Below are 20,896 nucleotides of genomic sequence, written 5' to 3' on the forward strand. Positions count from 1 at the left end.
ATGCCTTGGATTTAGCGGTTGGAGGCCAACTCTGCCATCCGCTGTAACACAGCATGCAGCCCATTACTGCGCGATGGCGACAGCTGACGCTCCAGCCCCAGCTGCGTAAACCACTCACGCAGGTCCAGCCCGGCCAGTTCTTCACTGGCCAAACCCTGAACCCTCACCAGCAACAAGGCCAGCAGCCCACGCAACAAGCGTGCATCGCTGGTGGCCTTGAACCGCCAAAGCCCGTCAACGTGCTCGGCCACCAGCCAAACCAGGCTTTCGCAGCCATGCACCCGGTTGGCGTCGGTCTTCTCGGCATCATCCAGCGGTTCCAGCCGCTCTCCCCACTGCATCAGCAGCCGCGCCCGCTGTTCCCAACCCTTGCCCTGTTCAAAAGCCTCCAGCGCCTGAAGTGCTTGCTCCGGCATGCTCATCGCAGCAGCTCCAGGCCCTGATCGAGCGCAGCGAAGAAGCGCTGAAGGTCATCGCTGTCGTTGTACAAGCCCAGCGACACTCGAATTGCGCCTTCAAGGCCCAAGCCTTTCAGCAGTGGCATGGCGCAATGGTGCCCGGCTCGTACGGCAATGCCTTGCTCGGTGAGCAGGTGGGCGATATCGGCATTGTGCACCCCCTCGATGACGAAGCTGGCCAAGGCCGCCTGTGGCGCACCGAGCACCCGCACGCCCTCGCGGTCGGCCAGCCCACGGAGCAGGTGCTGGTGCAGGCTGGTTTCATGGGCTTCGAGCGCCTGGGCGTCGAGGCTGGCCAGGTAGTCCAGGGTTGCGCCCAGGCCGATCACCCCGGCGATTGGCGGCGTTCCCGCCTCGAACCCCAGCGGGGCCGGGCGGAAGCTGGCGCTCTGGTACTCGGCCAGTTGCACCATCTCGCCCCCGAACTGCCAGTGGCGCAACAGTTCCAGCGCGTGAGGGCGGCCATACAGCACGCCAACCCCGTCCGGGCCATACAGCTTGTGGCTGGAGAACACATAGAAGTCGCAACCCAGGTGCTGCACATCATGGCGACCATGCACCACGCCCTGGGCACCGTCGACCACGGTCAGTGTGCCCTGGGCGCGGGCATGGGCCAGTAGCGCCGGCAGCGGCTGCCAGGTGCCCAGCACGTTGGACAGCTGGCTGACCGCCAGCACCCGGGTGCGGGGGCCGATCAGTTGCAGCGCCTGGTCCAGGTCGATGCGGCCGTGGGCATCCAGCGGCAGCACCACCAGGCGCAGGTTGCGCCGGTGCGCCAGCTGTTGCCAGGGCAGCAGGTTGGCATGGTGCTCCAGCGCGCTGACGGCGATTTCGTCACCGGCTTCGAAGCGGTGTTCCAGGCCGTAGGCCAGAAGGTTCAGCGCCGAGGTGGCGCCGTGGGTGAACACGATGTGCCGGGAGTCTGCGGCATTCAGCCAGGCGGCGACCTTGTCGCGGCTGGTCTCGAACGCCTGGGTTGCCAGTGCGCCGGGCAAGTGCTGGGCACGGTGCACGTTCGCCGCGCCATGGCCGTAATAATGGCTCAGGGCGTCAAGCAGGGCTTGCGGCTTCTGGGTGGTGGCGGCACTGTCCAGGTAGGTCTGGTGCTGCCGTTGCAGGGCGGCGATGGCGGGGAAGTCGGCACGCCAGGGGGAGGGCTGGAACATGTTCACGGGGCCTGGAATGAAAATCGGGTCTGGCGCGGTGGCGCCAGACCCGATCTTAACACCTCAAACCCGGGAAGGTTCTCAGTTGTGGGCGTGCAGCGCTTCGTTCAGCTCGATGGCCGACTTGTGGGTCTTGCACTCCACGGCGCCGTTCAGCGAGTTGCGGCGGAACAGCAGGTCGGTCTGGCCAGCCAGGTCGCGGGCCTTGACCACTTTGACCAGCTCGTTGTTCTCGTCCAGCAGGTTCACCTTGGTGCCCGCAGTGATGTAAAGGCCGGCTTCGACGGTGTTGCGGTCGCCCAGCGGAATGCCGATACCGGCGTTGGCGCCGATCAGGCAGCCTTCACCCACCTTGATGACGATGTTGCCGCCACCGGACAGGGTGCCCATGGTCGAGCAGCCGCCACCCAGGTCCGAGCCCTTGCCAACGAATACGCCAGCGGATACGCGGCCTTCGATCATGCCAGGGCCTTCGGTGCCAGCGTTAAAGTTGACGAAGCCTTCGTGCATGATGGTGGTGCCTTCGCCGATGTAGGCGCCCAGGCGCACACGGGCGGTGTCGGCGATACGCACGCCGGCAGGGACCACGTAGTCGGTCATTTTCGGGAACTTGTCCACCGAGAACACTTCCAGCAGCTCGCCCTTCAGGCGCGCTTCCAGTTGCAGCTCGGCCAGTTCGGCCAGATCGACCGCGCCCTGGTTGGTCCAGGCCACGTTCGGCAGCAGCGGGAAGATACCGGCCAGGCTTACACCGTGCGGCTTGACCAGGCGGTGCGACAGCAGGTGCAGCTTCAGGTAGGCCTCTGGGGTGGAGGTCAGGGCAGCGTCTTCGGCCAGCAGGGTGGCGACCAGCGGTTTGTGGCTCTCGGCCAGGCGGGTCAGCAGGGCGGCCTGGGCCGCGTCAACGCCTTTCAGGGCTTCGGCCAGTTGCGCGGCCTGGGCGTTGCTGAAAGCGATGGCCTGGTTGCCACCTTCATAGCCCAGCACCGGGGCTACAGCAGCGACCAGTTCGGCGCTCGGGTTGAGCAGGGGTTGTGCGTAGAACACTTCAAGCCAGGCGCCCTGGCGGTTCTGGGAGCCGACACCGAAGGCCAGGCTGAACAGGGTATTGGACATGTGATTACCTCGTACGAAATAGGGTAGGGGCTCAGGCCAGGGCAGCGGCGTAGAGGTCGGGCTTGAAACCGACCAGGGTACGCGCGCCAAGGTCCAGCACCGGGCGTTTGATCATCGACGGCTGGGCCAGCATCAGCTCGACGGCCTTGGCCTGGTCGAGGTCGGCCTTGCTGGTGTCGTCCAGCTTGCGGAAGGTGGTGCCAGCACGGTTGAGGATGACTTCCCAGCCGTGTTCGTCGCACCAGCGGTTCAGGCTGTCACGGTCGATGCCTTGGGTCTTGTAGTCGTGGAATTCGTAGGCGATGGCCTTGTCTTCGAGCCAGGTACGCGCCTTTTTCATGGTGTCACAAGCTTTGATGCCGTAGAGCGTGTAGGTCATTGTGTGCATTGGGGTTACAGGTTGCCCCAATCTCTCCGTTTTCCGAATGTCAGTCGCGGGATTATGCGGGAACGAACCTGTGAGCGCTACGTTTGCGGTCAGTTGGAGTGCCGACAGAGGATCGACAGCGCAGCTTGAAAAATATATGCAACTTGCTTATGGTTTGTGCATGGAAGCCATTTTTTTCGAGACATCCTTCTTCACCGCTACCGTGTCGGATTACCTGAGCGATGATGAATACAAAGCCCTGCAGCAGGAATTGCTGAGGAACCCTGAATGCGGTGATGTGATGCCGCGCACGGGTGGTTTCAGGAAGCTTCGCTGGGGAGACAGGCGCCGTGGCAAGGGAAAGCGTGGCGGTCTGCGAGTCATCTACTACTGGTTGTCCAGTGATGGGCAGATGTGGATGTTCGCGATTTATGACAAGGATGAACTTGAGAATCTCACCTGCGATCAGGAGAGGGCTTTGAAACAGGCCATCACTGTGGAAGTCGAGGCGCGTAAAGCGAAGCGATCGGTCAAGCAGAGGAGTAGTGAATGAAAAAGCGTGATTTGTTTGCCGAGATGATGAACGGCATCGAAGAGATGAAAGCGCAGCGCGAAGGGAAGATTACCCTGCGCCAGCATCATGCAAAGGTATTGGATGCGCCGAAGGTGACCCCTCAAGAAATTGTCGCCATACGTGAAGGTCTTCGCATGTCGCAGGAGGTGTTTGCCAGGTGCATCAGAACAAAGGCGGCAACGCTCAGGAACTGGGAGCAAGACAAAGCCAGCCCTAACCCTCAGGCGGCAATGTTGCTCAAGCTGGTGGAAAAATACCCGGATATGCTGGAGCGGCTAGAAGCCGTGTGAACATTTGAATTTCCCTGGACCCGCTTCGGCGGGTCTTGTTTTTTCATCTGAAGACTCATCATGTTACATATTCGTAGTTTCCTTGCGACTTTCGTGCAGCGGTCTCAAGCCGCCCGTCGCCGCTAACATATTGTTTCAATGGCGATGTTTCGCCCTGCTATCGTTTCTGGTTCACAAAGGAAGCTTTCCCGGATGCAGTCCGCCTACACCGTCCTCATCCTGCTGACGCTGGTCAGCCTGTCGAAGCTGGTTGGCCGCATGGTGCCGCTGCCCTTGCCGTTGGTGCAGATTGCCGCCGGTGCCTTGCTGGCCTGGCCGACATTGGGCCTGCATGTGGCCCTGGACCCCGAATTGTTCCTGTTCCTGTTCTTGCCGCCGCTGCTGTTTGCCGACGGCTGGCGCATCCCCAAGCGTGAGTTGTGGCGAATCCGCGGGCCGGTGGTGGCATTGGCTGTAGGGTTGGTGCTGTTCACCGTGGTCGGAGCCGGTTACTTCATTCACTGGCTGTTGCCGAGCATCCCGCTGCCGGTGGCCTTTGCCCTGGCGGCGGTACTGTCACCCACTGATGCGGTGGCAGTGTCGGCCATCACCCAGGACCGTCTGCCCACTCCGCTGATGCACATGCTGCAAGGCGAGGCGCTGATGAACGATGCGTCTGGCCTGGTGACCTTCAAGTTTGCCCTGGTGGCGGCAATCACCGGGGTGTTCTCGCTGGCTGATGCGAGCTTCACCTTCGCTCTGGTGGCGTTGGGCGGCCTGGCGGTGGGTGTCGCCCTGAGCTGGCTGATCGGCCGGCTACGAGCGTGGATGATCGCCCGCGGCTGGGATGACCCGGCCACCCACGTCGTGTTCATGTTGCTGCTGCCGTTCGCCGCCTATGTATTGGCTGAGCGCCTAGGCGTATCGGGCATCCTTTCGGCGGTGGCGGCCGGCATGATGCAAAGCTGGCTCGACCTGTTGCCACGGCAGACCAGCACGCGGCTGCTCAACCGCAGTGTGTGGTCACTGCTGGAGTTTGCTTTCAATGGGCTGATCTTCCTGCTGCTGGGCCTGCAATTGCCGGACATCATCAAGGCCGTGGTCAGCCACGAACCCACTGTTTGGCCGACCCTGGCCTACCGTTGCCTGGACGTAGTGGCGATCTTTGCTGCGCTGATCTTGCTGCGGTTCATCTGGGTACAGAGCATCTGGCGGTCGATCGGCGTGGTCCGCCGCTGGCGCGGCAAGCCCGCGCTGGTGCTGATGCCCACGGCGCGCTCCTGCTGGTTGCTGACGCTGGGTGGCGTTCGCGGTGCTGTTACCTTGGCCGGTGTGATGTCTATTCCGTTGTTGATTGGGGCAGGCAAGGCTTTCCCGGAACGTGACTTGCTGATCTTCATTGCCGCAGGGGTGATCCTGTTGTCGCTGATAAGCGCCTGCATTGCGCTGCCGTTCTTGTTGCGCGGGGTAACCAAGAGCGCAGACGAGCGCTTGCACCAGGAGGTGCAGGAGGCCTGGCGGCGTACGGCCGAGGCGGCGATCCACGCCCTGGAGGCTGAGGAGGTCATTGACAGCAATGCCCCGCAGGACGCCGCGCAGGCGACCCTGGCGACCGAGCTGAAGGCGCGGTTGATGGCGGAATACCGGGATGAGCTGGACAGCTATAACGACAGTGCCGAGGCCAAGGCGCTGGCCGAACAGATGGACTTGCTGGAGCGGCGTTTGCGCTTGCGTGCGCTGAGGGCGCAGCGGCTGGAGCTGTATAACCTGCATCGCCAGCATGAGGTGGGGGATGAGGTGGTGCGTCAGGTGCTGGGGGAGCTGGATATGAGCGAGGCGAACCTGGGGCAAGTCAGATAGACCGCAGGGGGCCGCTTTGCGGCCCTTTCGCGACACAAGGCCGCTCCTACAGGAGCGCGCGTTCCCCTGTAGGAGCGGCCTTGTGTCGCGAAAGGGGCGCGAAGCGCCCCCAGTCCAATCAGCGGCTTTGCAGGAAAGCGCGAATCCGCTCCGCCGCCTCGATACATTCAGCCAGCGGCGCAACCAGCGCCATACGCACGCGCCCCGCACCCGGATTCACGCCGTCTACTTCACGCGACAGGTACGACCCCGGCACCACCGTCACATGTTGGGCTTCGAACAGATCGCGGGTGAATTCGGCATCGTCACCCGGCACCTTGGCCCACAGGTAGAAGCTGCCGTCCGGGCGCTGCACGTCCAGCACCGGCTGCAGAATGTCCAGCACGGCATCGTACTTGGCGCGGTACTGGTCGCGGTTCTCGCGCACATGCGCCTCGTCCTGCCAGGCGGCAATGCTGGCCAGCTGGGTTTGCAACGGCATGGCGCAGCCGTGGTAGGTGCGGTACAGCAGGAACGGCTTGATGATCTCGGCGTCGCCCGCCACGAAGCCCGAACGCAGGCCCGGCAGGTTGGAGCGCTTGGACAGGCTGTGGAACACCACGCAACGTTTGAAATCACTGCGGCCCAGTTCGGCGCAGGCGGTCAGCAGGCCTGGAGGCGGCGCGTCTTCGTCGAAGTACAGCTCGCTGTAGCATTCGTCGGCAGCGATCACGAAGTCGTGCTCGTCAGCCAGGGCGATCAGCTTCTTCAAGGTATCCATCGGCACCAGCGCGCCAGTGGGGTTGCCTGGCGAGCACAGGAACAGGATCTGGCAACGTTTCCACACTTCGGCCGGCACCGCGTCGAAGTCGGGGTTGAAGCCGTTGCTTTCCAGGCACGGCAGGTAGTGCGGGGTGGCCCCGGCCAGCAGCGCTGCGCCTTCGTAGATCTGGTAGAACGGGTTGGGGCTGACCACCAGGCCATCATCGGCGCGGTTGACCACGGCCTGGGTGAAGGCGAACAGCGCTTCGCGGGTACCGTTGACCGGCAGGATGTGGCGGTCGGCGTCCAGCCAGCCGGCGGGCACGCCAAAGCGCCGTTCGCACCATTGGCCAATCGCCTGGCGCAGTGCCGGCAGGCCGATGGTGCTAGGGTATACCGCCAGCTTGTCGAGGTTGTCGGCCATGGCCTGGGCGACGAACGCCGGCGATTCGTGCTTCGGCTCACCGATCGACAGGGCGATGGCGCGTTTGTCCGCCGCAGGCTTCACGCTGCCCAGCAGGGCGCGGAGCTTTTCGAAGGGGTAGGGCTGAAGCTGGGTCAAGGCATGGTTCATCGGCGCAAGGTCTCGTCAATCGTCTAATCGTTAAAAGGTCACGCGGGTCGGGCTGGCGTCGCTACCTTGGCCGGCCTGCAGTTGCTGCACGATGGCTTCCTGCAGGCGGCTGCACAGCTGCGGGTCGGACAGCGGCTGGTTGTCGGCATCGGTGATGAAGAACACGTCTTCCACCCGTTCGCCGAGGGTGGCGATCTTGGCGTTCTGCAGCGACAGGTCGAACTCCAGGAAAATCCGCCCAAGCCGGGCCAGTAGCCCCGGGCGATCGGGCGCCGTGATTTCGAGGATGGTCACCGGGCGCTGGGCATCGTTGAGGATGGTCACCTGCGGCGGGAAGTCGAAGTGCTTGAGCTGGCGCGGTACCCGGCGCTGGATGATGGTCGGGTAGTCCTCGGGGTTGCGCAGTGCTTCGGTCAGGCCGTCGCGAATCTGTTTGACCCGCTGCGGGTTGTCGCCGATCGAGCCGCCGTCGTTATCCAGCACAATGTAGGTGTCGAGGGTGAACTGGCTGCTCGACGTGATGATCCGCGCGTCATGAATGTTCAGGTTCAGCTGCGACATGGCGGCCACCGTCACGGCGAAGAAATCATGCTGGTCGGGGGCATAGATGAAGATCTGCGTGCCGCCCTCGAACTCGCGCTGGGTGGTTTCCTTGATCAGCACCAGCGGCCCGCCATCGGCGGGTTGCTGCAGAATCGCGTCACTGTGCCAGGCCACGTCGGCGGCGTTGTGCTTGAGGAAGTAGTCATCGCCCAGTTGCGACCACAGCTGCTCGACGTCGTCCGGGTCGGTGCCTTCGCGCACCAGGATATCCAGCGCTGCAGATTGTGTCTGGCGAATTTGCTCTTCGCGGTCCAGCGGGTTTTCCAGGCCCCGGCGCAGGGCGCGCTTGGTCTCGGTATACAGCTGGCGCAGCAGGCTGGCCCGCCAGGAGTTCCACAGGCTGGGGTTGGTGGCGTTGATGTCGGCCACGGTCAGCACATAGAGGTAGTCCAGGCGTGTCTCGTCACCCACGTGCAGGGCAAAGTCGTTGATCACCTGCGGGTCGGACAGGTCCTTGCGCTGGGCAGTGGTCGACATGACCAGGTGGTTCTGCACCAGCCAGACGATCAGGCGGCTGTCCCAGGCCGGCAACTGGTGGCGCTCGCAGAACTTCTTCGCATCCACTGCGCCGAGGTCGGAGTGGTCGCCTTGGCGGCCCTTGCCGATGTCGTGGTACAGGCCAGCCAGGTAGATCAGCTCGGGTTTGGGCAGGCGGCCCATGAGCTTGCTGGCCAGCGGGAATTTCTCGGACACCGGCGTGTATTGCAGCTTGCGCAGGTGCTTGATGAGGTTGAGGGTGTGCGCATCGACCGTATAGATGTGGAACAGGTCATGCTGCATCTGCCCGACAATCAGCCCGAATTCTGGCAGGTAGCGGCCAAGGATGCCGTAGCGGTTCATCCGTCGCAGGTTGCGGTGGATACCGATTTCGCACTTGAACAGCTCGATGAACAGGCTGGTGTTGCGGATGTCGGTGCGGAACGTGTCATCGATCAGGTGCCGGTGCTCGCGCAGCAGGCGCACGGTATCGGCACGCACGCCTTTGATTTCCGGGTGCTGGGCCATCAGCACGAAGATTTCCAGCATGGCGAACGGCGTGCGCTTGAACACGTTCGCGTGGGTGGCCTCGATATAGCCATCATGCAGGCGGAACCGCGCATTCAGCGGCTGGGTGGTGCCGCTGTCGTCGTCGGCGAGGATCACTTCCTCGAAATGCTGGATGATCAGGTCGCACAGCTGGCTGATGCTCATCACCACCCGGTAGTACTGCTGCATGAACTGCTCGATTGCCCGCTTGGGGTTTTCGTCGCTGTATCCCAGCAGTGCGGCCAGGCTGCGCTGATGATCGAACAGCAGCCGGTCCTCGGCGCGCCCGGCCAGCATGTGCAGGGCGTAGCGCACCTTCCACAGAAAGTCCTGGGAGGAGGCCAGCAGCTCGTTCTCGCTTTCCAGCAAAAAGCCTTCGCCAGCCAGTGCATGCAGGTTCAGGGTGCCGTACTGGCGGCGCGCCACCCACAGTACTGTCTGGATGTCGCGCAGGCCGCCTGGTGAGCCCTTGACGTTGGGTTCGAGGTTGTACTCGGTGTCGTTGTACTTGTGGTGGCGGGCCTTGAGTTCGGCGCGCTTGGCGAGGAAAAATTCCTTGCTCGGCCACATGTGCGCGGTGCTGGTTACCTCCAGCATGCGCTGGCGTAAGGCCTCGGGGCCGGCAATGGTGCGGCTTTCCATCAGGTTGGTGATGACCGTCAGGTCGGCGCGGGCCTGCTCGGCACACTCGTCGACGGTGCGCACGCTCTGGCCCACTTCCAGGCCGATGTCCCACAGCAAAGTGAGAAAACGTTCGATGGCATCGCGGTACTGCTCGTGCTCGGCGGCGCCCAGCAAGATCAGCAGGTCGATGTCCGAATGCGGGTGCAGTTCACCGCGCCCGTAGCCGCCCACCGCAACCAGGGCGATGCCGCTGTGGTCGCCCCAGTCGAACTGGTTCCACGCCTGTTGCAGGATATTGTCCACGAGCCAGGCGCGGGCTTCGATCAGTGGGCGGATTTCGCCGCCCGCGCGAAAACGCTTGTCGAGCACCTCGCCGGCCAGGCGGATGGCTTTCTTGAAGGCGGCGATAGGGCTCGCCTTGAGGGCCAGTTCCGCCTGGAACTGGCCGCGGTCGAACAGCTCGGGATCCACCTGGGGCATCGCGTCACGTTCCTGTCGTGGGGTGGCCTGTCGGAGTACGGTCAGGCCGAGGTGCGCGGGATGGTGTCGTCCTTGCGCAGGGTGAAGATCTCGTAGCCGGTCGCGGTCACCACCAGGGTGTGTTCCCATTGGGCCGAGAGCTTGCGGTCCTTGGTGATGGCGGTCCAGCCATCGCCCAGTACCTTGGTGTCGGCCTTGCCCTGGTTGATCATCGGCTCGATGGTGAAGGTCATGCCTTCTTTCAGTTCCATGCCGGTGCCCGCACGGCCGTAGTGCAGGATCTGCGGCTCTTCGTGGAACACCTTGCCGATGCCGTGACCGCAAAACTCGCGCACCACCGAGAAGCCGTTCTTTTCCGCGTGCTTCTGGATCACTTCACCGATGTCGCCCAGGCGGCAGCCCGGCTTGACCAGCTCGATGGCCTTGTACATGCACTCCTGGGTCACCTTGGACAGGCGTTCGGCCCATACCGGCACGGTGCCGACGTGGAACATGCGGCTGGTGTCGCCGTGGTAGCCGTCCTTGATCACGGTGACGTCGATGTTCAGCGTGTCACCGTCCTTGAGCGGCTTGTCGTTGGGGATGCCGTGGCAGACCACATGGTTGATCGAGGTGCAGATCGACTTCGGGTAGCCCTTGTAGTTGAGCGGTGCCGGGATGGCCTGCTGGACGTTGACGATATAGTCGTGGCACAGGCGGTCAAGTTCTTCGGTGGTGATACCAGGCTTGACGTGTTCTTCGATCATTTCCAGCACGTCGGCGGCCAGGCGGCCAGCGATGCGCATCTTTTCGATGTCTTCTGCGGTCTTGATGGTGACGGTCATTACAGGCTCTCTACGGCGCCGTATACGGCGCGAACAAACGGGAAAGGCCGGATTCTAGCAGAGCAAGGCGCCGATCGGTCGGGATAAAGGCGGCCAGGCTGCTGTCTATAGCTGGCATTCTGGCGCGAAAGCGCAGGTGCTGCAAAAGCCGCTGACGGACGCAACAGTATCCGGGTTCCGTTCGGCCGCGGTCTGTGGTATAAAATGCGCCGCTTTCGGGGACGACCCCGTCAGCACTTAAACCCACACACGTGTCGACACGATGACCTGGGTGCCCCGAGTTGCGAAATTCGCGGGTTGGTCATTGGGATACGTGGAGGCCCAACCCGACTTATCAAGGAACTATCATGTCCCAAGTCAACATGCGCGATATGCTGAAGGCCGGTGTGCACTTCGGCCACCAGACCCGTTACTGGAACCCGAAAATGGGCAAGTACATTTTCGGCGCGCGTAACAAGATCCACATCGTCAACCTGGAAAAAACCCTGCCAATGTTCAACGACGCTCTGTCGTTCGTTGAGCGCCTGGCCCAGGGCAAGAACAAGATCCTGTTCGTCGGCACCAAGCGTTCCGCCGGCAAGATCGTCGCCGAGCAAGCTGCTCGTTGCGGTTCGCCATACGTTGACCACCGTTGGTTGGGCGGCATGCTGACCAACTACAAGACCATCCGCGCTTCGATCAAGCGTCTGCGCGACCTGGAAACCCAGGCCGAAGACGGCACTTTCGCCAAGCTGACCAAGAAAGAAGCCCTGATGCGCTCCCGCGACCTGGAAAAACTGGATCGCAGCCTGGGCGGCATCAAGGATATGGGCGGTCTGCCAGACGCTCTGTTCGTTATCGACGTTGATCACGAGCGCATCGCGATCACCGAAGCCAACAAGCTGGGCATCCCGGTTATCGGCGTTGTCGATACCAACAGCAGCCCTGAAGGTGTTGACTACATCATCCCGGGTAACGATGACGCCATCCGCGCTATCGAGCTGTACATGACTTCGATGGCTGACGCAGTCATCCGCGGCCGCAACAACGTTGCCGGTGGCACCGAAGTTTACGCTGAAGAAGCGGCTGCACCTGCTGCTGAGTAATAGGCGCTAGCGTCTACTTGGCACGCAAAAAGGGGGCTCTGCCCCCTTTTTGCCACCTTGAAATCCTGCTGTCAGCATCGGCCCCGCATCATGGGCTTGCTGAAATGAAAACAGCGGATTAGCAGAATTGAACGCCCGTGACGAGCGGGTGGAATGGTTGAAAAACTTTCCAAGAGGATTTTGAAATGGCAGCAATTACTGCAGCGCTGGTAAAAGAACTGCGCGAGCGTACCGGCGAAGGCATGATGGATTGCAAAAAGGCCCTGGAAAAGGCCGGCGGCGACATCGAGAAAGCCATTGACGACATGCGTGCCTCGGGCGCCATCAAGGCCGCCAAAAAGGCTGGCAACGTTGCAGCTGAAGGCGCTATCGCGGTCAAGACCGACGGTAAATCCGCCGTCCTGCTGGAAGTGAACTCGCAGACCGACTTCCTGGCCCTGCAAGACGACTTCAAGAACTTCGTAGCCGAAAGCCTCGAGCAAGCCTTCGCCGAGAAGCTGACCGACGCTGCTCCGCTGATCGCTTCGCGTGAAGCTGCTCGTGAAGCCCTGGTTGCCAAGTGCGGCGAGAACGTCAACATCCGTCGCCTGGTGCGCGTTGAGGGTGACGTTGTCGGTGCCTACCTGCACGGCAACAAGATCGGTGCTGTCGTTGTCCTGAAAGGCGGCGACGTCGAGCTGGCCAAGAACATCGCCATGCACGTTGCAGCTTCGAACCCTGAGTTCCTGGATTCGTCGGAAATCTCCGCCGAGGCCATCGAGCGCGAGAAGGGTGTCTTCCTGCAGCTGAACGCCGACAAGATCGCCGGCAAGCCGGAAAACATCGTTGAGAACATGATCAACGGCCGTATCACCAAGTTCAAAGCCGAAGCCTCGCTGAAAGAGCAAGCTTTCGTCATGAACCCGGAAGTCAAGGTTGGCGAACTGGCCAAGAAAGCCGGCGCTGAAATCGTTTCCTTCACCTACTTCAAAGTAGGCGAAGGCATCGAGAAGCCAGTCGACGACTTCGCTGCTGAAGTTGCCGCTCAGGTAGCTGCTGCCAAGCAGTAAGACAGCCCCGTCTGTCGCCCAAAAGAGGCTGCCCGCTCACGCGCGCAGCCTCTTTGTCAAAACGGCGAAGGGTTTATAAAACTCGCCGCCGCTGGCACCAAAACGGTGCCACGCTACAGTTAGCAGGCTGCAAACAGCCCGCACGAATTTTCTAAAAGTACGCCGCAGGAGAGACTCGCAATGGCTCAGCAGGTGAGTGGTCGCCAACCTCGCTATAAACGCATTTTGCTCAAACTTAGCGGCGAGGCCCTGATGGGCTCGGAAGACTTCGGGATCGACCCGAAAGTGCTGGATCGCATGGCCCTTGAAGTTGGCCAGCTGGTAGGGATCGGTGTCCAGGTCGGCCTGGTGATCGGTGGTGGCAACCTGTTCCGCGGCGCCGCGCTCAGCGCAGCCGGCATGGACCGCGTCACCGGTGACCACATGGGCATGCTGGCCACCGTGATGAACGGCCTGGCCATGCGCGATGCGCTGGAGCGCTCGAACATCCCGGCCCTGGTCATGTCGGCCATTTCCATGGTCGGTGTCACCGATCATTACGATCGTCGCAAAGCTATTCGCCACCTCAACTCCGGGGATGTGGTAATTTTCTCCGCCGGTACCGGCAACCCGTTCTTCACCACCGACTCCGCGGCCTGCCTGCGCGCCATCGAAATCGATGCCGACGTGGTGCTGAAGGCGACCAAGGTCGATGGTGTGTACACTGCCGATCCATTCAAGGACCCACACGCCGAGAAGTTCGATCACCTGACCTACGATGAGGTCCTGGATCGCAAGCTGGGTGTGATGGACCTGACCGCAATCTGCCTGTGCCGTGACCACAAGATGCCATTGCGGGTATTCAACATGAACAAGCCTGGCGCCCTGCTGAACATCGTGGTGGGTGGCGCTGAAGGTACTCTGATCGAGGAAGGCCAAGCATGATCAACGACATCAAGAAAGACGCGCAGGAGCGCATGGGCAAGTCCATCGAAGCCCTGGCTCGCAACCTCGCGGCAATCCGCACCGGTCGCGCCCACCCAAGCATCCTGGACAGCGTCAAGGTCACTGCCTGGGGTAGCGAGATGCCGCTGAACCAGGTGGCCGCGATCACCGTCGAAGATGCCCGCACCCTGAAGATTGTCGCGCACGACAAGAACCTCAGCGCTGCCATCGAAAAGGCCATCCTCACCTCCGACCTGGGCCTGAACCCGTCCAGCGCCGGTACCACCATTCGTGTGCCGATGCCGGCCCTGACCGAGGAAACCCGCAAGGGTTACACCAAGCAGGCCAGCGGTGTGGCCGAGGATGCCAAGGTCGCTGTGCGCAATGTGCGCCGCGATGCCCTGGGCGACCTGAAGAAGCTGACCAAGGACAAGGAAATCAGCGAAGACGAAGAACGTCGCGCGGCGGACGAGATCCAGAAGCTGACCGACAAGTTCATTGCTGAAGTCGATGCTGCTTACAAAGCCAAGGAAAAGGACCTGATGGCCGTCTAAGGCCGGGGTTTTTTAATGGAAAAGTCCAAGTTGGCGGCACCGTCCTCGGTGCCGCGTCATGTCGCGATCATCATGGATGGCAACAACCGCTGGGCGAAAAAGCGCCTGCTGCCCGGCGTTGCCGGGCACAAGGCGGGTGTCGACGCCGTTCGCGCTGTCATCGAAGTCTGTGCCAAGTCCGGGGTCGAGGTACTGACCCTGTTCGCCTTCTCCAGTGAAAACTGGCAGCGCCCGGCCGAAGAGGTTGGTGCGTTGATGGAGCTGTTCTTCTCGGCCCTGCGCCGTGAGGCCAAGCGCCTCAACGAGAACAACATCAGCCTGCGCATCATCGGTGACCGTTCGCGTTTCCACCCTGAGTTGCAGGCCGCCATGCGCGAAGCCGAGGCGCTGACCGCCGGCAACAATCGCTTCATCCTGCAGATCGCAGCCAACTACGGTGGCCAGTGGGATATCGCCCAGGCCGCCCAGCGGCTGGCGCGGGAAGTGCAAGCCGGGCACCTGCGCCCGGAAGACATCACTCCGGGTCTGCTGCAGACATGCCTGGCAACCGGCGAGCTGCCGCTGCCGGACCTGTGCATCCGCACCGGTGGCGAGCACCGCATCAGCAATTTCCTGTTGTGGCAACTGGCCTATGCCGAGTTGTACTTCTCCGACCTGTACTGGCCGGACTTCAAACACGAGGCCATGCGCAATGCCCTGGCCGATTTCGCTTCGCGCCAGCGCCGCTTCGGTAAGACCAGCGAGCAGGTCGAGGCTGGAGCTCGTGCTTAATGCTTAAACAACGCATCATTACCGCGCTGATCCTGCTGCCGATCGCGCTGGGCGGTTTTTTCCTGCTCAACGGTGGGGACTTTGCCCTGTTCATCGGCTTCGTGGTGACCCTTGGCGCCTGGGAGTGGGCGCGCCTGGCCGGGCTCATGGCCCAGCCGCTGCGCATTGCCTATGCCTTGGTGGTCGCCGGGGCGCTGATGCTGCTGTACATCCTCCCGGAGCTGGCGCCCTGGGTGTTGGGCGCTGCGGTGATCTGGTGGGGGCTGGCCACTTGGCTGGTGCTTACTTATCCGCGCAGCAGCGAGCTGTGGGCCAGTGCCGCCTGTCGGTTGCTGATTGGCCTGCTGGTGTTGCTGCCAGCCTGGCAGGGGTTGGTACTGCTCAAGCACTGGCCGCTGGGCAACTGGCTGATTCTCTCGGTCATGGTGCTGGTCTGGGCTGCCGACATCGGCGCGTACTTCTCTGGCCGGGCGTTTGGCAAGCGCAAGCTTGCCCCGCAGGTCAGCCCTGGCAAGAGCTGGGAAGGTGTGTATGGCGGCCTGGCCGTCAGCCTGTTGATTACCCTGGGTGTCGGCATCAGCCGCGACTGGGGCTTTGGCCAGCTCTTGCTGGGCCTGCTGGGCGCTGCGTTGCTGGTGATGGCCTCGGTGGTCGGTGACCTGACCGAGAGCATGTTCAAGCGCCGCTCCGGCATCAAGGACAGCAGCAACCTGCTGCCTGGCCATGGTGGTGTGCTGGACCGCATCGACAGCCTGACCGCAGCGATCCCGATCTTCGCTGTGCTGCTGTGGGCTGCCGAATGGGGTGTGATGTGAGTCGCCCGCAGCGTATTACCGTGCTCGGGGCCACTGGCTCCATCGGCCTGAGCACGCTGGATGTGATTGCGCGGCACCCCGACCGCTACCAGGTGTTTGCCCTCAGCGGCTATTCGCGTATCGATGAATTGCTGGCCCTGTGCGTGCGCCATCGTCCGGCGTTCGCCGTGGTGCCGAGCGCTGAGGCTGCTGTGCGGCTGCGCGAAGGCCTGGCTGCGGTCGGTTGCGCTACCGAAGTGCTGGAGGGGGAGGCCGGGCTTTGCCAGGTGGCCTCGGCAGCGGAAGTGGACGCCGTGATGGCAGCCATTGTCGGTGCGGCCGGCCTGCGTCCTACCTTGGCGGCCGTCGAGGCGGGCAAGAAGGTGTTGCTGGCCAATAAGGAAGCCCTGGTGATGTCTGGCGCGCTGTTCATGGAGGCGGTACGGCGCAGTGGTGCCGTGCTGTTGCCAATCGACAGCGAGCACAACGCGATTTTCCAGTGCATGCCCGGCGATTATGCGCGCGGCCTGAGCGCGGTCGGCGTACGCCGGATCCTGCTCACGGCGTCCGGCGGCCCGTTCCGTGAAACACCGGTCGAGGCACTGCTGGACGTGACCCCGGAACAAGCCTGCGCGCACCCTAACTGGTCGATGGGGCGCAAGATTTCCGTCGACTCGGCCAGCATGATGAACAAGGGGCTCGAGCTGATCGAAGCCTGCTGGCTGTTCGATGCCGCGCCGGCCAAGGTCGAGGTGGTGGTGCACCCGCAGAGCGTGATCCACTCCCTGGTCGACTATGTGGACGGTTCGGTGCTGGCGCAGCTGGGTAACCCGGACATGCGCACGCCGATCGCCAATGCCCTGGCGTGGCCCGAGCGGATCGACTCCGGAGTGGCACCGCTGGACCTGTTCGCCATCGCCCGTCTGGATTTTCAGGCGCCCGACGAACAGCGCTTCCCTTGCCTGCGCCTGGCGCGGCAGGCTGCCGAGGCCGGCAACAGTGCACCCGCTGTGCTCAACGCAGCCAACGAGGTGGCAGTCGAGGCATTTCTTGGGCGGCGTATCCGCTTCCCGGAGATCGCGGGTATGATCGAACAGGTGCTCGACCAAGAGCCCGTCGTGCCGCTGCCATCGCTGGATGCGGTGTTTGCCGCCGACCAGCGTGCCCGGGAGCTTTCCCGTGAGTGGCTGAGGCGTCACGGTCGCTGAAGCCGGCCTGCTGAACATCATTCGGAGATGGACATGACAGCGCTCTACATGATTATCGGCACCCTCGTGGCCTTGGGTGTGCTGGTCACCTTCCACGAATTCGGCCACTTCTGGGTGGCGCGCCGCTGCGGCGTCAAGGTGCTGCGCTTCTCGGTGGGCTTCGGCACGCCGTTGCTGCGCTGGCATGGCCGCCACGGTACCGAGTTCGTGGTCGCGGCGATTCCGCTGGGTGGCTACGTGAAGATGCTCGATGAGCGCGAGGGCGATGTGCCGCCTGCGCTGGCCGGGCAGTCGTTCAACCGCAAGTCGGTTCGCCAGCGTATCGCGATCGTCGCGGCAGGCCCGATTGCCAACTTCCTGCTGGCCATCCTGTTCTTCTGGGTGCTGGCAATGCTCGGTACCCAGCAGGTCCGTCCGGTGATCGGTGCGGTCGACAGTGGCAGCCTGGCTGCGTCGGCTGGCCTGACCGCAGGTCAGGAAATCGTTTCCATTGACGGCAAGCCGACCAACGGTTGGTCAGCGGTCAATCTGCAGCTGGTTCGCCGTCTGGGCGAGAGCGGCACTTTGCAGGTTGGCGTGCTCGACGAAGGCGCCACTGCCGAGCGCCAGTTGCAGGTCAAACTGGACAGCTGGCTCAAGGGCGCCGACGAGCCGGACCCGATCCAGTCGCTTGGTCTGCACCCTTGGCGCCCGGCGATCGTGCCCGTACTCGCCGAGATCGATCCGAAGGGGCCAGCTGCCGTTGCGGGCCTGAAAACCGGTGACAAACTGCTGGCCGTCGATGGCGTGGCCGTGAGCGAATGGCAACAGGTTGTCGACAGTGTGCGTGCGCGCCCGGATGCCAAAGTCGTGGTGCGCGTGGAGCGTGATGGCGCGGCCCTGGACGTTCCGGTGACCTTGGCCCGCAAAGGCGAGGGCAAAGCAGTCGGTGGCTATCTGGGTGCCGGGGTAAAAGGTGGCGAATGGCCTGCCAGCATGCTCCGCGAAGTCAGCTACGGCCCGCTGGAAGCGGTGGGTGAGGGCTTGTCGCGCACCTGGAACATGAGCGTCCTGACCCTCGAGTCGCTGAAGAAAATGCTGTTCGGAGAGCTCTCGGTAAAAAACTTGAGTGGACCGATAACCATTGCTAAAGTGGCGGGCGCTTCGGCCCAGTCCGGCGTGGGGGATTTCCTGAATTTCCTGGCCTACCTGAGCATAAGCCTGGGGGTTCTTAACCTGTTGCCCATCCCGGTACTGGATGGGGGGCATTTGCTGTTTTACCTGGTCGAGTGGGCGCGCGGTCGTCCGCTGTCGGATCGGGTGCAAGGTTGGGGGGTCCAGATCGGTATCAGTTTGGTCATAGGGGTGATGTTGCTCGCCCTGATCAACGATCTGGGTCGACTATAAAGCTTCGCTCAATTGCGAACCTGCCGTGTTGTCGCGGCGGGTTGTTTATTGCCAGTTGGAATAAAAGGACTTCATGAAACGTCTGCTGCTAACTGCGGTCATGTCCGCACTGATGATCGCTGAAGTTCACGCCGAGTCCTTCACCATCTCCGATATTCGCGTCAACGGCCTGCAGCGGGTTTCCGCTGGCAGTGTGTTCGGTGCCCTGCCGCTGAACGTCGGCGACCAGGCCGACGACCGCCGCCTGGTGGACTCGACCCGTTCCCTGTTCAAGACTGGGTTCTTCCAGGACATTCAGCTGAACCGCGATGGCAATGTGCTGATCATCAACGTGGTCGAGCGCCCGTCGGTGTCGAGCATCGAGATCGAAGGCAACAAGGCGATCAGCACCGAAGACCTGATGAAGGGCCTGAAGCAATCGGGCCTGGCCGAAGGCGAGATCTTCCAGCGTGCCACCCTCGAAGGCGTGCGTAACGAACTGCAGCGCCAGTACGTGGCCCAGGGCCGCTATTCGGCCGAGGTCGACGCCGAAGTGGTGCCGCAACCGCGCAACCGCGTCGCGCTGAAGATCAAGATCAACGAAGGCACCGTCGCTGCCATCCAGCACATCAACATCGTTGGCAACAACGTGTTCGACGATGAAACCCTGGGGCAGCTGTTCGAGCTGAAGACCACCAACTGGCTGTCGTTCTTCAAGAACGACGACAAGTACGCCCGCGAAAAACTGTCCGGCGACCTGGAGCGTCTGCGCTCCTACTACCTGGACCGCGGCTACATCAACATGGACATCGCCTCCACCCAGGTGTCCATCACGCCAGACAAGAAACACGTCTACATCACCGTCAACATCAACGAAGGCGAGAAGTACACCGTTCGCGACGTGAAGCTGTCCGGTGACCTGAAAGTGCCGGAAGACCAGGTCAAGTCGCTGCTGCTGGTGCAGCCGGGCCAGGTGTTCTCGCGCAAGGTGATGACCACTACCTCCGAGCTGATCACCCGCCGCCTGGGTAACGAAGGCTATACCTTCGCCAACGTCAACGGCGTGCCTCAGCCGAACGACCAGGAGCACACGGTCGACATCATGTTCGTGGTCGACCCGGGCAAGCGTGCCTACGTCAACCGCATCAACTACCGCGGCAACACCAAGACCGAAGACGAAGTGCTGCGTCGCGAAATGCGCCAGATGGAAGGCGGCTGGGCTTCGACCTACCTGATCGACCAGTCCAAGACCCGTCTGGAGCGCCTGGGCTTCTTCAAGGAAGTCAACGTAGAGACCCCGCCGGTGCCGGGCACCGACGACCAGGTCGACGTCAACTACAGCGTCGAAGAGCAGGCCTCCGGTTCGATCACCGCCAGCGTCGGTTTCGCTCAGAGCGCCGGCCTGATCCTCGGTGGTTCGATCAGCCAGAGCAACTTCCTGGGTACCGGTAACAAGGTATCCGTCGGCCTGACCCGTTCGGAATACCAGACCCGCTACAACTTCGGCTTCGTGGACCCCTACTTCACGGCCGACGGCGTCAGCCTGGGCTACAACGCCTTCTACCGCAGCACCGACTACGACGACCTCGATGTCGACGTGGCCAGCTATGCGGTGGACAGCTACGGTGCCGGCGTGAGCCTGGGCTACCCGATCAGCGAAACTTCGCGCCTGACCTATGGCCTGAGCGTGCAGCAGGACAAGATCAAGACCGGTAAGTACACCGTTGACGAGATCTTCGATTTCCTCGAGCAGGAAGGCGACAACTTCCTGAACTTCAAGGCCTCGATCGGCTGGTCCGAGTCGACCTTGAACAAAGGTGTGCTGGCTACCCGTGGTCACTCGCAAAGCCTGACTCTGGAATCCACCATTCCGGGTAGCGACCTGTCGTTCTTCAAGCTCGACTACCGCGGCCAGCTGTTCAAGCCGATCACCAATGACTACACCCTGCGCCTGCACACCGAGCTGGGCTATGGTGACGGTTACGGCAGCACCTCCGGCCTGCCGTTCTACGAGAACTACTTCGCGGGTGGCTTCAACTCCGTCCGTGGCTTCAAGGACAGCAGCCTGGGCCCACGCAGTACGCCTAGCCGCGGCGAGGCCGACGGTGGCAAGCCGGGTACCATCCGCGACCCGGATCAGGATCCGTTGCCGTTCGGTGGTAACGTGCTGGTGCAAGGTGGTGCCGAGTTGCTGTTCCCGCTGCCGTTCGTCAAGGACCAGCGTTCGCTGCGCACCTCCGTGTTCTGGGACGTCGGTAACGTGTTCGACACCAATTGCGGCAACAAGCCTGATTGCGAGAAAGTCGGTTTCTCGGGCATGGCCAGCTCGGTTGGTCTTGGTGTGACCTGGATTACCGCACTGGGCCCGCTGAGCTTCAGCTTGGCAATGCCGGTGAAGAAGCCGGACGATGCCGATACCCAGGTGTTCCAATTCTCTCTGGGCCAGACCTTCTAAGGTCGGCCC

19 protein-coding genes are annotated in these 20,896 nt (G+C 62.4%); 12 read left to right on the forward strand and 7 right to left on the reverse strand.

All coding sequences use genetic code 11. From position 1 onward, the window contains the following. Positions 1-11: 11 nt before the first annotated feature. The 4 genes from QQ992_RS06000 to QQ992_RS06015 all read right to left on the reverse strand — a co-directional run bounded on the left by QQ992_RS06000 (position 12) and on the right by QQ992_RS06015 (position 3,119). Positions 12-422, reverse strand: coding sequence for a SufE family protein (locus tag QQ992_RS06000; protein WP_286112603.1), 411 nt, complete (start codon positions 420-422; stop codon positions 12-14). Beyond that, positions 419-1,624 (reverse strand): cysteine desulfurase, encoded by a 1,206-nt coding sequence (locus QQ992_RS06005; RefSeq protein ID WP_286112605.1) that lies wholly within the window; start codon positions 1,622-1,624, stop codon positions 419-421. Before QQ992_RS06005 ends, QQ992_RS06000 begins: the two co-directional genes overlap by 4 nt. A gap of 81 nt (positions 1,625-1,705) precedes the next feature. Beyond that, positions 1,706-2,740, reverse strand: a complete 1,035-nt coding sequence (gene dapD, locus QQ992_RS06010) for a 2,3,4,5-tetrahydropyridine-2,6-dicarboxylate N-succinyltransferase (RefSeq protein ID WP_060497332.1) — start codon at positions 2,738-2,740, stop codon at positions 1,706-1,708. Between the two features lie 31 nt (positions 2,741-2,771). Then, positions 2,772-3,119: an ArsC family reductase gene (locus QQ992_RS06015; protein WP_028699979.1), complete on the reverse strand. Its 348-nt coding sequence runs from the start codon at positions 3,117-3,119 to the stop codon at positions 2,772-2,774. Positions 3,120-3,288: 169 nt separating this feature from the next. On the opposite strand from QQ992_RS06015, the gene QQ992_RS06020 reads away from it, so the two are divergent. The 3 genes from QQ992_RS06020 (at position 3,289) to QQ992_RS06030 (ending at position 5,810) form a co-directional block, all read left to right on the forward strand. Continuing rightward, positions 3,289-3,660, forward strand: a complete 372-nt coding sequence (locus QQ992_RS06020; protein ID WP_119371266.1) for a toxin — start codon at positions 3,289-3,291, stop codon at positions 3,658-3,660. Next, positions 3,657-3,971: a helix-turn-helix domain-containing protein gene (locus QQ992_RS06025; RefSeq protein ID WP_119371100.1), complete on the forward strand. Its 315-nt coding sequence runs from the start codon at positions 3,657-3,659 to the stop codon at positions 3,969-3,971. The genes QQ992_RS06020 and QQ992_RS06025 overlap by 4 nt, the downstream gene beginning before the upstream one ends. Positions 3,972-4,163: 192 nt before the next feature. Further along, complete coding sequence (locus tag QQ992_RS06030) at positions 4,164-5,810, forward strand: Na+/H+ antiporter (RefSeq protein ID WP_286112607.1); 1,647 nt, start codon at positions 4,164-4,166, stop codon at positions 5,808-5,810. A 118-nt stretch (positions 5,811-5,928) separates the two neighbouring features. Here QQ992_RS06030 and dapC read toward each other — a convergent pair whose 3' ends face one another. From dapC to map, 3 genes are read right to left on the reverse strand one after another with little or no spacing between them, the layout of a single operon-like run. Continuing rightward, positions 5,929-7,125, reverse strand: a complete 1,197-nt coding sequence (dapC, locus tag QQ992_RS06035) for a succinyldiaminopimelate transaminase (RefSeq protein ID WP_286112608.1) — start codon at positions 7,123-7,125, stop codon at positions 5,929-5,931. Between the two features lie 30 nt (positions 7,126-7,155). Next, the gene (locus QQ992_RS06040; protein ID WP_286112610.1) at positions 7,156-9,858 is read right to left on the reverse strand and encodes a [protein-PII] uridylyltransferase; all 2,703 of its coding nucleotides are present in this window, start codon (positions 9,856-9,858) and stop codon (positions 7,156-7,158) included. Between the two features lie 41 nt (positions 9,859-9,899). Beyond that, complete coding sequence (map, locus tag QQ992_RS06045) at positions 9,900-10,682, reverse strand: type I methionyl aminopeptidase (protein WP_152959005.1); 783 nt, start codon at positions 10,680-10,682, stop codon at positions 9,900-9,902. Positions 10,683-11,029: 347 nt separating this feature from the next. Between map and rpsB the strand changes: the two genes are divergently transcribed. The 9 genes from rpsB to bamA all read left to right on the forward strand — a co-directional run bounded on the left by rpsB (position 11,030) and on the right by bamA (position 20,887). Further along, complete coding sequence (gene rpsB, locus QQ992_RS06050; RefSeq protein WP_003252287.1) at positions 11,030-11,767, forward strand: 30S ribosomal protein S2; 738 nt, start codon at positions 11,030-11,032, stop codon at positions 11,765-11,767. 185 nt (positions 11,768-11,952) lie between these two features. Next, positions 11,953-12,816, forward strand: a complete 864-nt coding sequence (tsf, locus tag QQ992_RS06055; protein ID WP_105946802.1) for a translation elongation factor Ts — start codon at positions 11,953-11,955, stop codon at positions 12,814-12,816. A 180-nt stretch (positions 12,817-12,996) separates the two neighbouring features. Next, complete coding sequence (gene pyrH / locus QQ992_RS06060) at positions 12,997-13,740, forward strand: UMP kinase (protein ID WP_003252294.1); 744 nt, start codon at positions 12,997-12,999, stop codon at positions 13,738-13,740. Then, on the forward strand, positions 13,737-14,294 hold the full coding sequence (gene frr, locus QQ992_RS06065) for a ribosome recycling factor (RefSeq protein ID WP_016712934.1): 558 nt from the start codon (positions 13,737-13,739) through the stop codon (positions 14,292-14,294). Before pyrH ends, frr begins: the two co-directional genes overlap by 4 nt. 15 nt (positions 14,295-14,309) lie before the next feature. Continuing rightward, entirely contained in the window at positions 14,310-15,065 is a 756-nt protein-coding gene (uppS, locus tag QQ992_RS06070) for a polyprenyl diphosphate synthase (RefSeq protein ID WP_016712933.1), read from the forward strand. Beyond that, positions 15,065-15,880 (forward strand): phosphatidate cytidylyltransferase, encoded by an 816-nt coding sequence (locus QQ992_RS06075; RefSeq protein WP_286112613.1) that lies wholly within the window; start codon positions 15,065-15,067, stop codon positions 15,878-15,880. Before uppS ends, QQ992_RS06075 begins: the two co-directional genes overlap by 1 nt. After that, complete coding sequence (ispC, locus tag QQ992_RS06080) at positions 15,877-17,067, forward strand: 1-deoxy-D-xylulose-5-phosphate reductoisomerase (RefSeq protein WP_105946801.1); 1,191 nt, start codon at positions 15,877-15,879, stop codon at positions 17,065-17,067. Before QQ992_RS06075 ends, ispC begins: the two co-directional genes overlap by 4 nt. A gap of 33 nt (positions 17,068-17,100) precedes the next feature. Beyond that, the gene (gene rseP, locus QQ992_RS06085; RefSeq protein WP_286112614.1) at positions 17,101-18,453 is read left to right on the forward strand and encodes an RIP metalloprotease RseP; all 1,353 of its coding nucleotides are present in this window, start codon (positions 17,101-17,103) and stop codon (positions 18,451-18,453) included. A 73-nt stretch (positions 18,454-18,526) separates the two neighbouring features. Then, the gene (gene bamA, locus QQ992_RS06090) at positions 18,527-20,887 is read left to right on the forward strand and encodes an outer membrane protein assembly factor BamA (protein ID WP_286112615.1); all 2,361 of its coding nucleotides are present in this window, start codon (positions 18,527-18,529) and stop codon (positions 20,885-20,887) included. Positions 20,888-20,896 lie beyond the last annotated feature (9 nt).

Origin of the sequence: Pseudomonas kurunegalensis (genome assembly GCF_030291635.1) — a bacterium.
In the GTDB taxonomy this organism is placed as follows: domain Bacteria; phylum Pseudomonadota; class Gammaproteobacteria; order Pseudomonadales; family Pseudomonadaceae; genus Aquipseudomonas; species Aquipseudomonas monteilii.

Coding starts and splice junctions, on each gene's coding strand:
- QQ992_RS06000 (WP_286112603.1), bottom strand. CDS start 422: ATGAGCATGCCGGAGCAAGCACTTCAGGCGCTGGAGGCTTTTGAACAG.
- QQ992_RS06005 (WP_286112605.1), bottom strand. CDS start 1,624: ATGTTCCAGCCCTCCCCCTGGCGTGCCGACTTCCCCGCCATCGCCGCC.
- dapD (WP_060497332.1), bottom strand. CDS start 2,740: ATGTCCAATACCCTGTTCAGCCTGGCCTTCGGTGTCGGCTCCCAGAAC.
- QQ992_RS06015 (WP_028699979.1), bottom strand. CDS start 3,119: ATGACCTACACGCTCTACGGCATCAAAGCTTGTGACACCATGAAAAAG.
- QQ992_RS06020 (WP_119371266.1), top strand. CDS start 3,289: ATGGAAGCCATTTTTTTCGAGACATCCTTCTTCACCGCTACCGTGTCG.
- QQ992_RS06025 (WP_119371100.1), top strand. CDS start 3,657: ATGAAAAAGCGTGATTTGTTTGCCGAGATGATGAACGGCATCGAAGAG.
- QQ992_RS06030 (WP_286112607.1), top strand. CDS start 4,164: ATGCAGTCCGCCTACACCGTCCTCATCCTGCTGACGCTGGTCAGCCTG.
- dapC (WP_286112608.1), bottom strand. CDS start 7,125: ATGAACCATGCCTTGACCCAGCTTCAGCCCTACCCCTTCGAAAAGCTC.
- QQ992_RS06040 (WP_286112610.1), bottom strand. CDS start 9,858: ATGCCCCAGGTGGATCCCGAGCTGTTCGACCGCGGCCAGTTCCAGGCG.
- map (WP_152959005.1), bottom strand. CDS start 10,682: ATGACCGTCACCATCAAGACCGCAGAAGACATCGAAAAGATGCGCATC.
- rpsB (WP_003252287.1), top strand. CDS start 11,030: ATGTCCCAAGTCAACATGCGCGATATGCTGAAGGCCGGTGTGCACTTC.
- tsf (WP_105946802.1), top strand. CDS start 11,953: ATGGCAGCAATTACTGCAGCGCTGGTAAAAGAACTGCGCGAGCGTACC.
- pyrH (WP_003252294.1), top strand. CDS start 12,997: ATGGCTCAGCAGGTGAGTGGTCGCCAACCTCGCTATAAACGCATTTTG.
- frr (WP_016712934.1), top strand. CDS start 13,737: ATGATCAACGACATCAAGAAAGACGCGCAGGAGCGCATGGGCAAGTCC.
- uppS (WP_016712933.1), top strand. CDS start 14,310: ATGGAAAAGTCCAAGTTGGCGGCACCGTCCTCGGTGCCGCGTCATGTC.
- QQ992_RS06075 (WP_286112613.1), top strand. CDS start 15,065: ATGCTTAAACAACGCATCATTACCGCGCTGATCCTGCTGCCGATCGCG.
- rseP (WP_286112614.1), top strand. CDS start 17,101: ATGACAGCGCTCTACATGATTATCGGCACCCTCGTGGCCTTGGGTGTG.
- bamA (WP_286112615.1), top strand. CDS start 18,527: ATGAAACGTCTGCTGCTAACTGCGGTCATGTCCGCACTGATGATCGCT.